Here is a 13,408-nt window from a genome sequence, read left to right as displayed (position 1 = left end):
TTAGAAATATTAACTTAAATTAGAAAAATTTTCAGTATGGATGCTATAATTACCTATTTCGAGACGATTCCTTCCTTGCACAGAACCATAATATTGGTTGGAGGGATCACTTTTTTCTGGATTTTAGAAGGAATTATTCCCATTACTAAATTTAGCTATAAAAAATTTAAGCACGCTGGTCCCAATTTGTTTTTCACACTAACGACGATTATTATCAATTTTGCATTCGCATTCCTAATCGTTAAAACGAGTGACTGGGTAACGGCTAATGATTTTGGTGCCATACACTTATTTGCGATGCCTATATGGGTGCAATTAATTGTGGGTTTATTGATAATGGATTTAGTGGGTGCATATACGATTCACTGGGTGGAGCACAAGATTCCGTTTATGTGGAAATTTCATGTGATCCATCATTCAGATGAAAAAGTGGATACGACAACGGCACTGAGGCATCATCCAGGAGAATCCGTATTTCGAGCAGTCTTTACGACTTTAGCGGTTTTGCTTGCAGGTGCGCCGATATGGATGGTGATGTTATACCAGAGTATTTCTGCGGTGCTGTCCCAATTTAATCATGCCAATATGAAGTTGCCGAATTGGTTGGATAAGATCATTAGAGTTGTGATTGTTACTCCAGGAATGCATAGAATTCATCACCACTTCGAAAGACCACAGACCGATACGAATTATGGAAATGTGTTTTCTTTCTGGGATAGATTATTCGGAACTTACCATGACATGCCTGCAGAAGACATTGTTTTTGGACTTGATGTTTTCGAAGGGGAGACTCAGAATCTAGGGAAGTTGTTGAAAGTGCCGGTAGAGAAGAAAAAGTATAGGTGAATGAGACAGTATTGAGGTGCTAGTTGTGAGTATTAAGTTAGTACAGGAACTTTGCCTTTAGGGCGAGAGGAAGAGAGATAATCTTAATGGAGCTTGGAATTTATTCCGAGGGATAAAGAGCGAGATCAAAGATCGAGTGAATTTCCTTTTAGATTTTGGGGGTGTAGGAAAGTTGTTTAGGGTATAGGATCTCGCCCCTTTAGGGTGAGCAGCTTGCTAAGAAACAATAAGTTTAAGCAGTAGCTGTTATATATAAAAAGTATAATCTTGATTAGATTTGTTTTCATATTATTATTGGTCAATTGTACAATATTCTATGTCTTTTCGCAAGAAATAGTGGACAGAGATTTACGTGAACTAATAAATATCGAGGACTTTCATATAATTGATAGAACGAGGAGCAATGATAAAGTTTATGAGTTTAGTCAATTCTATGAGCTTATAAAGGATGAATGGCGTAGTGAGGCCTATCTAAATGAGTATGACGGAGTTAATGAAACGAGGTTGTTTCGAGGAAAATCGTTTCTGCAAAAGGAAGCACTGAAGCAAAATCAGCTGGGGAACTCAGAAATTCTAGATGCCTCCATAATTATAGTAGATAATCATAATGTTCAATTTTATGTTGGCATGCCAATAAACGTGGTGAAAGAACTTTATCCATTAAGTTATTCTAGGTCTCGAGACTTTGTTAGTAATCTTAGGAAGATGTTTTTAAATAGTGTGGTAGATATTAATGGTCGAACAGTAGTTGCTGATGTAGGAGGCTTGACTATAATTTATAACAAAAAAACAGGAAAAGTAGAACGAATTTATTCTAGGTGGTAAATTTTACTGTTTTGTTATATGAAAATGATTGACTCTAGAAAAAATGAATTGAGATTAGACTCAGCAATCGACAAACTGAAGAGTAAAAGTCATTTGAAAAGGACTTAATTGATAATTAAAGTGAAGTATATATTTGTGGACGAGTCATGGGAGGATTATTTATATTGGCAAAAGATAGACAAGAAAAAGCTTAAGAAAATAAATGATCTTTTGAAAGACATTTCTCGAAATCCTTTTGAAGGATTAGGTAAACCTGAACCACTAAAACATTATGACTAAGGCTGGAAGTCAGATCAATTAGCTTAGTGAGCCGAGAGTAGTCTAGTGGGCAGGGAGGATTGCAGAGCTGAATGTGGAATGGAGAAATCCAAGGAAGCTCAAGTCGACTCTGCAATCCTAGCCATCGCCCGCAACACTGCCCGGCTTACAGATTCAACTTTAGTAAGTTATAAAATGAGTTGTATTGTTAAACTATAAGTTCATGATCATCTGATAGCCTGAACTGTATGTCAGACCATCAGATCATTTAGATCTGTAAGCCGAGAGTAGCCTAGTTGGCAGAGAGGATTGCAGAGCTGAATGTGGAATGGAGAAATTCAAGGAAGCCCAAGTCGACTCTGCAATCCTAGGCACCTAACGAAACACAGCTTGGCTTACAGATTCAACTTTAGCAATTTATAAAATGAGTTGTATTGTTAAACTATAAGTTCATGATCATCTGGTAGCCTGAGCTGAATGTCATACCATCAGATCATTTAGATCTGTAAGCCGAGAGTAGCCTATTGGGCAGGGAGGATTGCAGAGCTGAATGTGGAATGGAGAAATTCAAGGAAGCCCAAGTCGACTCTGCAATCCAAGCCACCACACGAAACACAGCTCGGCTTACAGATTCAACTTTAGCAATTTATAAAATGAGTTGTATTGTTAAACTATAAGTTCATGATCATCTGATAGCCTGAACTGTATGTCATACCATCAGATCATTTAGATCTGTAAGCCGAGAGTAGCCTAGTGGGCAGAGAGGATTGCAGAGCTGAATGTGGAATGGAGAAATTCAAGGAAGCCCAAGTCGACTCTGCAATCCTAGCCATCGCCCGCAACACTGCCCGGCTTACAGATTCAACTTTAGTAAGTTATAAAATGAGTTGTATTGTTAAACTATAAGTTCATGATCATCTGATAGCCTGAACTGTATATCAGACCATCAGATCATTTAGATCTGTAAGCCGAGAGTAGCCTATTGGGCAGGGAGGATTGCAGAGCTGAATGTGAAATGGAGAAATCCAAGGAAGCTCAAGTCGACTCTGCAATCCTAGCCACCGCACGAAACACAGCTCGGTTACAGATTCAACTTTAGCTACACTGCATTCCGAGTTTACTTTCCTCTAATCACATCATTTCTTAGGATGCACCAGCTTCATTTCTTCTATCAGGTGACTTGCACCAGCATACTTATCCACAATAAATAATACATACCGAATATCTACCATAATGTTTCTACATATTGATTTGTCATAATTCAGATCACTCATCGTTCCTTCCCAAACTCTATCAAAATTAAGTCCAACTAGATTTCCATGAGCATCGATCGCAGGACTGCCAGAATTTCCTCCTGTCGTATGATTAGTCCCTAAGAAACAAACAGGTACTTTCCCACTTTGATCTGCATATTGACCATAATCTTTTTCCTTAAAGAGGTCAATAAGTTTTGCTGATACATCAAATTCGTAGTCCCCAGGTTTGTATTTTTCCATTACGCCTTCTAAGTAAGAAACAGGTAGGTAGTAGACTGCATCTTTAGGATGATATCCTGCCACTTGACCATATGTTACCCGCATTGTACTATTCGCATCTGGCCAGAACGTTTTATCAGGATAAGCCTCTATCAGAGCTGCCATGTATTGCTTTTGCAAAGCATTAATCTTGTCCTTTTTTATATTATAAGGTGTAGCCACTTTCTCATCATAGAGCTCTTTCCATTCTTCGCCTAATTGCATTATAGGGTCTTCTTTTAATTGCTCGGCAGCTTCTGCTGCTGGTAATGAAAGTAGAGCCATCAGTTTTTCAGAATTCTTAAATAAGGTTTTAGAATATAACTCTTGTGCTATTTCGTCATAGCCCATAGCGTAGTTAAATATAGTAGGCGGAATATATTCATTGTCTACATTTTCAACATACATTTCTAGCAATGCTGCGAACACTTCTTCATCAATGTTAGCATCGTAATTTTTATAGAAATTTTCAAAATAGGGAATGAGCCGCCTCTTATAATTCTCATAACCAGCTTCACCATTTTCTTGGTAAATGTTAAGCAGTCGTGAAAGCAGTCCTTGAATTCGAAAAATTTCAATATTTCGCCCTACTACTTCACTGTAATAATCCCTCGAATAGGCTAATTTTTCTATATCCTTATAAGCAGTCTCAAATTCTCCCAAAAGCATCCCGTACTTCTTTTTAAGTTTTCTCTTCTTATAAATTTTATCTTGAAAATCAGCCTCTTGATCTCTCTTTTTCATGACCGCATTAGTAGCTACTAAACCTTGACTTTCACCGATCCACTTTTTCCAATAGTTCGCTGTGCTTGCAAATTTTGAAGAATACTTAATCTTAACCGATTCATCCGCACGCATCTTAGCTCCGATGATCTTCAAAGCCTTGTCTCTAATTCCTATTTTTGCAGGGTTGAGAACATCGACCGTCTGTTCGATAGCGACAGCAGGCAGATACTGATCTGTCCTGCCTGGAAAACCAAAGATAAGCGTGAAGTCTCCTTCTGCTACACCGTCCAAAGATATCGGTAGGAAATGTTTCGGCTGGTAAGGAATATTGTTTTCACTGTATTCTGCTGGCATGTTGTCCGGTCCTGCATAGATTCGAAACAAAGAAAAATCTCCAGTGTGTCTTGGCCATTCCCAGTTGTCCGTATCGGCACCGAATTTCCCTATACTCTCAGGTGGAGCGCCGACCAATCGAACATCGGTATAAGTCATGGTTACAAACATAAAATACTGGTTGCCTTTGAAAAAGGGCTTGATTTCTAATTCTTCATGCTTTTCTAATTTTGTAGACTTTCGAATGGCATCTATATTCTTGTCTGTAAGCGACTGCAATTCTTTTTCGTTCATCTTGTCTTTGGCACCCTTAAGAACCTGATCAGTTACATCTTCGATCCTTACGATAAACTTGGCGAATAGGCCTGGATTCGGTTTTTCTTCCGCTTTGCTTTTTGCCCAGAAACCTTCTTTTAGAAAATTATTTTCTAAACTTGTATGAGATTGAATGGCTCCATAACCGCAATGATGATTTGTTAATAGTAAACCTTCATTAGAGATTAATTCCGAAGTACAAAAACCACCAAAGTGAACGATTGCATCCTTAAGACTGCCTTGGTTTACACTATAGATATCTTCTGCAGTCATTTTCATTCCCAAGGATTGCATTTCAGCTTCATTCAGAGACTTCAGTAAAAGCGGGAGCCACATTCCTTCTCCTGCAAAAAGCAAAGGATTTGCAAATAGAAATAAAAAAGTAATGATCTGTAATTTGATGAATTTCATAACAAACTGATTTTGCATTCAAGATAAATAAATATCTACAGATTTGTAATTAGAGCGTATATAAAGCTATAGAAGCATTTGTACTTCAGAAAGGAAATACTCGAATAATCCTTACCCTTAAAAAATAAGCAAAAGACAGATTTAAATTGACATAAGAAATACTACATTTGAAAAAAAATATAGTCCTATATCCTCATAATAATATCAGCCCATTGTAACCATTATTTAATATTACTATAGTACCCCTCCCGCCTTCATCCTTTTGAAATAATCATTCGCTGCAGCTTTCACTTTAGGTGCAAGTAATATCGCAGATAACATCGTAGGCACCGCCATGATAGCATACATACCATCGATAAAACCAATAATAGCACTCAATGAAGCGACAGATCCTGCGATGATCGAGCAGATATAAAACACATTAAAGATGTTTTTGTACTCCGCACCAAATAAGAAACTAAAACACTTCGATCCATAGTAAGAAAGCGAAAACATTGAAGTCAAAGAGAATATTAGAATACATAGCATCAACACGTATTTTCCGATTCCTGGAAGTCCAATGTCAAAGGCATTCAAAGTAATATTAATACCACTTTCAGAAGCGTCTTGCCATGAGTTCGTAATTATGATCGCTAATGCAGTCATCGTACATACAATAATGGTATCTATAATAGGACCCATCATTGCGATGAGTCCTTCTCTTACTGGTTCATCTGTTTTAGCAGCTCCATGTGCCATAGGTGCCGTACCTAATCCAGCTTCATTAGAGAATGCTGCTCTTCTTACACCAGCTATAATGATTGCTCCGATAACTCCACCTGAAACAGCTTCTCCAGAAAATGCATCACTAAAAATCAATGCGAAACAATCATCTATTAATGTAAAATTGGAAAATATAATATATAGGACAGCTGCAGAATAAACAACAACCATGAATGGCACTAATTTCGATGCAACTTTACCTATTCGTTTAATTCCACCAAATATGACTAATGCTACAAGAGCCGCTAATCCCAATCCAAAAATTAGATTAGTTGTAGTGGACTGCTCTATTCCCATAGGAATAAACAGACTATCATTAAATGCCGCGGTCAGCTGATTCGCATTAAATACAGGAAGTGGTCCGAACATTCCTGCGATACAAAATACTACAGCAAGTGGTTTCCACTTTTTACCTAGTCCTTCCGTTATGAAATACATCGGACCACCTTGAAGTTCCCCTTTTGAATCTTTTCCTCGATACATAATGGCCAGCGTACAAGTGAAAAACTTGGTGCTCACTCCAACTAGCGCACTGATCCACATCCAAAATAATGCCCCTGGTCCACCCATTGTTATGGCTATGGCGACACCACTAATATTTCCCATACCTACAGTCGCAGCAAGGGCAGTAGAAAGCGCTTCGTAGTGGCTGATGTCACCAGCATCTTCTTTCTTGTCGAACTTCCCCCTCAGGATATCGATTGCATGACCGATGTATCGATACGGTAGTAATTTGATGTAAAAACTAAAAAATAATCCACCTCCAACTAGCAATACAAGTAAAGGCATTCCCCACGCGGCATTTCCAAAGCCGACCATTAAATTTTCAATTCTATCCATAATTAACTCGGAATATAAGAAGAAATTTGATTGAGTATTATAGAAGTGATTTAAAAACATATTTTTGATCTGTAGCAGATAAGCAAAATAATTCAAGTACCTACATTGACAATCTAAATTATACAGTGGCTAAAACTGGTTGTTTCCTAGGTTGTTTTCAATTAATTTTATTCGAATTACACATTATGATTCTGATAAAGCACAATTATAAACTTTCCAACTATCTTTAATCTGTAATGTTAATCTCTATTCTAAAAAAAATTGGCGCAGCGTTTTTAAGCTTATGGATTATTTCCATTCTCATTTTTTTATTGTCCAAAGCTGTACCTGGAGATCCTGTAGATGATCGATTAGCATTAAATTTCGATACCACTTTCGAAGGGAATTATGAAAAAGAATACGCAAGGCTGAAAAAAGAACTATTTCTAGATCTGCCGTATTTTTACTTTGCATTGGCTCCTAATCATTTTCCAAAGGATATTCAAGCACTAGCAAGTAAAGCAGACGTCCAGGCCAAGCGCAAGGACTTTTTTTCAGACAGAGGTTTGTTTCTTCCAACTTTACGTTGGCATGGTCTTCAGAATCAATATCATAAATGGTTATTTAATTCCGGTCTTTCTATTTCAGATGGTAGTCCTGTGAACTATAAGATTAAGCGGGCGATGGTGTGGACTGTATTTCTGGTATTGACAAGTATCATATTTAGTTACTTCTTCGGTATCGGAATCGGTTTGTTACTTAGCAGTATAAGAAGTAAAAAAGTGGTGAGATGGTTAGAGGGCTTACTTTTTGGAATTTACGCGATACCTGTTTTTTGGTTAGCAACTTTATTGTTGGTGTTTTTTACAACTAAGGAATATGGAGCATGGACGAATATCTTCCCTACGGTTGGCTTAAGTCCTATAGATGTCGGCGACCCATGGTATCTTCGGCTAAGTAAATACGGCAGTCAACTAATTCTACCTACTGTAGTGTTAGTCCTTCATAATTTGGCTTTTATAAGTACGCTTACGAAGCGAAATATAGACAAGAGTAAGAAGATGGGTTTTGTTACAACTTCTAAAGCATATGGTTTCAGTAAAAAAGAAGTCTTATTTAAAGAAGTATTGCCATTTAGCTTGATTCCGCTAATTACTTCTGTCACCTCTGCAATTCCTGCTGCAATTAGTGGCTCCTTAGTTATTGAAATTATTTTCAATATTCCTGGCATGGGTCGACTCTTATATAAATCGATCCTTAATTATGATTGGCCAGTTGTGTTTCCAGTGGTAATGATCATTGCTTGCTTTACCTTCCTTTCTTTTCTCATTGCGGATATTTTATATCGTACAGTAGATCCTAGAATATCATGAAGAAGAGAAAATTGTCATATTGGATCGTGGGCTTTTATGTTTTTATAGCTGTTTTTCATCCTTTTATTGCAAATGAAAATGCACATAATTTTTCAATACTAGGGAAGAAGTTTTCTATTTCAGCACCAGTAGCATATTCATATAATACGATAGATGAGACGGTTAGTTATTCGCCACCATTAAAAAATGGACATTTATTAGGTACGGACATCATCGGTAGGGACACATTTGCTGGAATACTTAAAGGGACGGAAATCGCTGTTAAGATTGGGTTTTTGTCTGTTCTTCTAGCTACAATTTTAGCATTATGTATGGGTTTGTTTGCGGCATATTCGAAGATTAACCCTTTCAAAATTGACTTAATATCAGGATTCTTGTACTTATTAAGTGCTATTTGTTTAGTCTATTATTTATGGATCAGTTCGTATACATCTTATATATATGTAGTTGTCGCTTTAATTTTTGTGGTTATTATCAATGGAGGCTATCAATATTTGACTAGAAAAAAGAAAAAGAAGTGGGTATTGCCGATAGATGGCTTCTACTTAAGGGTAGTGGAATCGATGAAAGCATTACCTAGTTTAATTTTAATCCTTGCCTGCATCAGTATTTTCGAAGAGTTCAATGTGAACGGTCTGATCCTGATACTTGCTTTCTTGATGTGGCCTGGGATTTCAAGATATGTAAGAGCTGAGGCACTTAAAGTCCTTTCACAAGAATATATTCTTGCAGCGAAAGCATATGGGGCCTCGGATTTGAGGATTTTATGGAAGCATGTTCTACCTAAATTATTTACCAGTCTTTCAGTGATTATTGCATTTTCAATATCTGCGGCGATATTAGTAGAATCAACGTTGTCATTTCTTGGACTAGGAATTCCGATCGATGAAGTGAGTTGGGGGACAATGTTAAAAGAAGCTCAAGGAAATTTTTCTGCTTGGTGGTTAGCCATTTTTCCAGGTATAGCTTTGTTTGGATTAATACTTAGCTTGAATATAATAGGAGAAGAAGCGGCTCAATAGCCCATTTTCTTTCTTTTCTTTTTGTCGAAAAGATTAGAGCTGCCTCTTTTAGTAGACAATTCTCCTTTTCTATTTGTTTTAGGCGACATTCCTTCATTTAATTCACATCCAACCTTAGGAGAACATGACGAAAAGGTAGTATTAGCGGTGACTAATAGTAAAAATACGCCAAGAATAAATATTATTTTTTTCATCTGTTTATACAATAATAGACATAGAATAAACGCTTTACCCTAGCAATTTAGTGCCTTATTTGCTAAAAAGCCCATATATCGGGGCTTTAAAGATGAAAAAAAAGTATAAAATTGTTGTATGAGGTTAATTATTATATATATTTGCCTCACTTATAGATTTATTCACCTTAAAAAAAGTTGACATGAACAAGGGAGATTTAACTAACTCAGTAGCAAGTGCTGCTGGAATTTCTAAAGCGCAAGCTGCAGATGCAGTAAACGCAGTATTTGATAGCATCGAAGGTGCTTTAAAAAGCGGAGATAAAGCTGCTTTTGTAGGATTCGGAACATTCTCAGTTTCTAAAAGAGCTGCAAGAGATGGTAGAAACCCTGCTACTGGAAAAACAATTAAAATTGCTGCAAAGAATGTTGTAAAATTCAAAGCAGGAAAAGCATTGGGAGATTCAGTAAACTAATTGAGTTTAGTTAACCAAAAAAATAAGGCTGTTCGAGTAATCGAGCAGCCTTTTTTATTTTATAATTGATCTGACAGCACGATTTAGATCTGACAGTACGCTATCGATCTGACAGCGCTTCAAGCGATGTTAGATCTCTTTTCGTAAAATTGATGTAATCGCGCAAAGTCCTAACATCAAGAGAATGGGCTTAGAAAACTGATGTCATCGCACAAAGCGCTAACATCAGAAGAAGGCGTTGACATCATTAACTATATACTTTTCACGAAATCTAAGAACACCTTCTTATGAAGATCTAGATCCATATCTGGTGAAAGTGCCACTCGAGCAATATAATCTTTGTCGCCCTCCTTTGTCGTTCCTTGTGTCGAAGTTGCTGGTATCGTCCAGTAACAACCTTTTAGCTGACCATAACTTACACAATACTTACTTTCATTCGGAATTTCTGTAATCATTAAATTGATCAACTTATGATTTAACGCTCTTTTATAAGTTTCCTTTTCTTCTGCAGTACTTCCTTTCGAAGGAAGGTCTAGTGAAAACACCGATGGCGTAAATCCTTGTTCTGCTAATTCTTCCGAAACAAAATTGATCTTCGCGCCCGGTAAAGTATCGGAAATGAAGTTTACAAATTCACGTGTATTCTTATACGCTTTCGCAATTCTTTCATTCATGGAAGGCAATTGCTTGGCTAATATTTCTACTTGCAAATTAGTAGCCTCGTTATCACAAAGTCTAAGATGCAATTCAATCTTTTCCATCAAATCTTCCGTCTTCTTATTGCCTACGCAATATCCAGCATTACAAAGGCCACCACTTGGAAATTTCGACCCACTTGTATACGAAATCGTTCTGACTGCAGAAAGAATTTCACCTTCCCCTAGAAAGTGCACATTAGGACAGAATGTTTGATCTAATATAAACACGGGATCGATTGCTATTTCGCCACTTGGAGTTTTTCTAACTTTTCTTAATGCCTCATTTAACTTGATAAGATCCGGTACTTCAACTCTAGGATTCGTTGGGATTTCAGCAATGATATAAGGAACCGCATTCTCACTGGCGATCTTATTCAGAACAGTATCAATGCTTTTAACCATATCATTGTCTCCATCCACTGGCAAGTCAACCACTTCCACAATATCTATGCACGCTGCAACCCGCCTAGCTTGGTCATTAGTTCCGCCATAACAATTCGGAGGAACGACAAATTTGATATCTTTTCCTTTATGATTTTCTAATGCATTATGAACGAGACCCATCATAATCGCATACTGTATAGATAGCCCACTAGATGCCAGTAATACCTTGGTATCTGTATCGGTAATGGCTGATATGGTATCTAGGACTAGCGATTTGTTGCTCGCAACATTAGGATTTTCCGTACGGTTAAATGAAGCGCCCTTTATTAAAAACTTTAATGCAGAAAGGCAATCTGCTGGCGTCATTGCTATGGTCTCTCTTCTTCGAACATGCTGAATGTCTGAGATGTAACTTTCATTCTGTTCACCATTCACAATTAAAATACTGCCATAGTGATCATGAATATTGACATAGAAATCAATAATGGAATCGGGATCGATAGTAGAAAACGCATCGTCTTGTGAAATAAAAATGACCGAGTCGTCACCTTTAGAGAAATTAGATATGTCTTCTTCTTTTTCAATCTGCTTAAGATCAAATTTATAACCATAAACGGCCCTTAATACTTCAGCATCAAAAAACGTAGGTAATTTTCCAGAATAATAGATCTGAGTACCTTTATTATCTAGTGAATTTGTTCTCAGAATAGCTAAAATAGGAATCGTTCTTGATGAAAAGCTGATGACATTTTCTGATTGGATGTGATTTAGCTTAGCAATGGCCCATTCAAGAATACAAGATAATGGATGCCCAAGACGAATATAATCGTAAGCGGTAGGTAAAATACTAAGAGCTGAAGTTTTAGAATTATTCGAATGGAATAAGGTTTCAAACTGCTCTAAGAACTGAACCTTGGCCAATTCTTCATTATAGATATCAAGTCGATGGGTTGTTAATCTTAACCAATCAGCTGGCATTGCTTCTATTACGTCGCTAATATATTCTAGCATTTTATTTTCTTGCATAATTCTCAACTTTAGAAAGCGCGAAGGTATACATTAATTATATTTATTTTAGGAGTGGTGGAAGACGTTTTGTTATAATCTGAAACGTATCGAAAAGTTTCTCTTCTGACATCAGAAAGTTTTTTTTGTGTAGGTCAATGTTTGATTCCTAGAAGCCATTAAAACATTGACCTAACGAAGAAAAGTATGGAAGGAGGTTTATCGGAAGGTCTTTGGCGTAACTTTTGAAACTTAGTAAGTAGTTATTTAGAATCAATAATGCAGAAACACAAATGAGATTTAACACAAAAGTAATACACGCTGGAATCGAACCCGACCCTTCTACCGGTGCCATTATGACGCCTATTTTCCAGACGTCTACCTATGTACAAGATGCACCTGGTCAGCATAAAGGATATGCATATGCAAGATCTCAGAATCCTACTAGAGCAGCGTTAGAAGCTAATCTTACTGCGCTTGAAAATGGAGTGGGCGCGGTTTGTTATAGCAGTGGTCTGGCAGCAATGGATGCGATTCTAAGAATGCTGAATCCTGGAGATGAAGTAGTTGCTACGAATGATCTTTATGGCGGATCGTATCGGTTAATGACGAAGTTGTTTTCGAAGTACGGAATTAAGATGGTCTTCGTAGATCTTTCAGAGGCAGGTAATATAATAGCACATATCACGAATAAAACTAAGTTGGTTTGGTTAGAAACACCGACTAATCCGATGTTGAACATCGTAGACATCGAGGCTATATGTAGTATTGCAAATGAAAAGGGGATCTGGTCATGTGTAGATAATACATTTGCTTCTCCATACTTGCAGAACCCATTGGATTTAGGAGCGACGATGGTGATGCATTCTGCTACGAAATACTTAGGTGGTCACTCTGATGTGATTCATGGCTGTGTTATAACAAGCGATAAGGGTATTCATGAAGAATTAAAGTTCATTCAGAATGCTGCTGGTGCAGTACCTGGTCCACAGGATTGTTTTCTAATTTTGAGAGGAATTAAAACACTACATATTCGAGTAGAAAGAGCTTGCCAAAACGCTGAATCCATTGCTCGATTCTTAAAGAGTCACGACAAAGTTTCGAAAGTTTACTGGCCTGGATTCGAAGACCATCCTAACCATGAAATTGCTAAGAAACAAATGAAGCACTTTGGAGGAATGGTGTCTTTTGACTTGGTTGAAAATAATATCAAAGCAGCAAATAAAGTCTTAAGCAATACGCACTATTTTTCATTAGCAGAATCACTAGGTGGAGTTGAATCGCTGATAGGTCATCCAGCAACAATGACCCATGCGTCTATTCCTAAAGAAGAAAGACTTAAAGTGGGTTTGACCGATTCGTTAATTAGGCTCAGTGTTGGAATTGAAGATATTTCGGATTTGAAATCGGATTTAGATACAGCCTTGAATGCAATATAGGTAATTAAGTGCCTCTGATCTTCTGATGT

General features: G+C 37.2%; 10 protein-coding genes and 1 pseudogene. 7 read left to right on the top strand and 4 right to left on the bottom strand.

Annotated elements, in window-relative coordinates; translation table 11 throughout:
* Positions 1-36: 36 nt before the first annotated feature.
* The 3 genes and pseudogenes from L2586_RS04840 to L2586_RS04830 all read left to right on the top strand — a co-directional run.
* On the top strand, positions 37-846 hold the full coding sequence (locus tag L2586_RS04840) for a sterol desaturase family protein (protein ID WP_235291661.1): 810 nt from the start codon (positions 37-39) through the stop codon (positions 844-846).
* Between the two features lie 267 nt (positions 847-1,113).
* Positions 1,114-1,671, top strand: a complete 558-nt coding sequence (locus tag L2586_RS04835; RefSeq protein ID WP_235291660.1) for a hypothetical protein — start codon at positions 1,114-1,116, stop codon at positions 1,669-1,671.
* 120 nt (positions 1,672-1,791) lie between these two features.
* Positions 1,792-1,941 (top strand): annotated as a pseudogene (locus L2586_RS04830) (Txe/YoeB family addiction module toxin); the annotation flags it as partial.
* Positions 1,942-3,065: 1,124 nt separating this feature from the next.
* Here L2586_RS04830 and L2586_RS04825 read toward each other — a convergent pair.
* Entirely contained in the window at positions 3,066-5,228 is a 2,163-nt protein-coding gene (locus L2586_RS04825; protein WP_235291659.1) for a S46 family peptidase, read from the bottom strand.
* A gap of 234 nt (positions 5,229-5,462) precedes the next feature.
* Positions 5,463-6,830 carry an alanine/glycine:cation symporter family protein gene (locus L2586_RS04820; RefSeq protein WP_235291658.1) on the bottom strand — a complete coding sequence of 456 codons (1,368 nt, stop codon included), beginning with the start codon at positions 6,828-6,830 and terminating at the stop codon, positions 5,463-5,465.
* A gap of 311 nt (positions 6,831-7,141) precedes the next feature.
* Between L2586_RS04820 and L2586_RS04815 the strand changes: the two genes are divergently transcribed.
* Entirely contained in the window at positions 7,142-8,182 is a 1,041-nt protein-coding gene (locus L2586_RS04815; RefSeq protein ID WP_235291657.1) for an ABC transporter permease, read from the top strand.
* Positions 8,179-9,204: an ABC transporter permease gene (locus L2586_RS04810; protein WP_235291656.1), complete on the top strand. Its 1,026-nt coding sequence runs from the start codon at positions 8,179-8,181 to the stop codon at positions 9,202-9,204. The genes L2586_RS04815 and L2586_RS04810 overlap by 4 nt, the downstream gene beginning before the upstream one ends.
* On the opposite strand, the gene L2586_RS04805 is transcribed toward L2586_RS04810, so the two are convergent.
* Positions 9,198-9,398: a hypothetical protein gene (locus L2586_RS04805; protein WP_235291655.1), complete on the bottom strand. Its 201-nt coding sequence runs from the start codon at positions 9,396-9,398 to the stop codon at positions 9,198-9,200. The two genes, L2586_RS04810 and L2586_RS04805, sit on opposite strands and share 7 nt — an antisense overlap.
* 182 nt (positions 9,399-9,580) lie before the next feature.
* Here L2586_RS04805 and L2586_RS04800 point away from each other — a divergent pair, with 182 nt between their 5' ends.
* A complete protein-coding gene (locus tag L2586_RS04800; RefSeq protein ID WP_235291654.1) occupies positions 9,581-9,853 on the top strand; it encodes an HU family DNA-binding protein in 273 nt (90 codons plus the stop codon).
* Positions 9,854-10,104: 251 nt separating this feature from the next.
* Here L2586_RS04800 and L2586_RS04795 read toward each other — a convergent pair whose 3' ends face one another.
* Entirely contained in the window at positions 10,105-11,961 is a 1,857-nt protein-coding gene (locus L2586_RS04795; RefSeq protein WP_235291653.1) for a PLP-dependent aminotransferase family protein, read from the bottom strand.
* Positions 11,962-12,212: 251 nt separating this feature from the next.
* Here L2586_RS04795 and L2586_RS04790 point away from each other — a divergent pair, with 251 nt between their 5' ends.
* Positions 12,213-13,379, top strand: a complete 1,167-nt coding sequence (locus L2586_RS04790; protein ID WP_284284417.1) for a cystathionine gamma-synthase — start codon at positions 12,213-12,215, stop codon at positions 13,377-13,379.
* The last annotated feature ends 29 nt before the right edge of the window (positions 13,380-13,408 follow it).

The organism is Portibacter lacus (genome assembly GCF_021533215.1).
Lineage (GTDB): Bacteria > Bacteroidota > Bacteroidia > Chitinophagales > Saprospiraceae > Portibacter > Portibacter lacus.
This window is presented reverse-complemented; position numbering and strand designations above follow the sequence as displayed.

Bases quoted from the DNA above. Each gene is read 5' to 3' on its own strand.
- L2586_RS04810 (WP_235291656.1), top strand. From the start codon at position 8,179: ATGAAGAAGAGAAAATTGTCATATTGGATCGTGGGCTTTTATGTTTTT.
- L2586_RS04805 (WP_235291655.1), bottom strand. From the start codon at position 9,398: ATGAAAAAAATAATATTTATTCTTGGCGTATTTTTACTATTAGTCACC.
- L2586_RS04840 (WP_235291661.1), top strand. From the start codon at position 37: ATGGATGCTATAATTACCTATTTCGAGACGATTCCTTCCTTGCACAGA.
- L2586_RS04795 (WP_235291653.1), bottom strand. From the start codon at position 11,961: ATGCAAGAAAATAAAATGCTAGAATATATTAGCGACGTAATAGAAGCA.
- L2586_RS04825 (WP_235291659.1), bottom strand. From the start codon at position 5,228: ATGAAATTCATCAAATTACAGATCATTACTTTTTTATTTCTATTTGCA.
- L2586_RS04800 (WP_235291654.1), top strand. From the start codon at position 9,581: ATGAACAAGGGAGATTTAACTAACTCAGTAGCAAGTGCTGCTGGAATT.
- L2586_RS04820 (WP_235291658.1), bottom strand. From the start codon at position 6,830: ATGGATAGAATTGAAAATTTAATGGTCGGCTTTGGAAATGCCGCGTGG.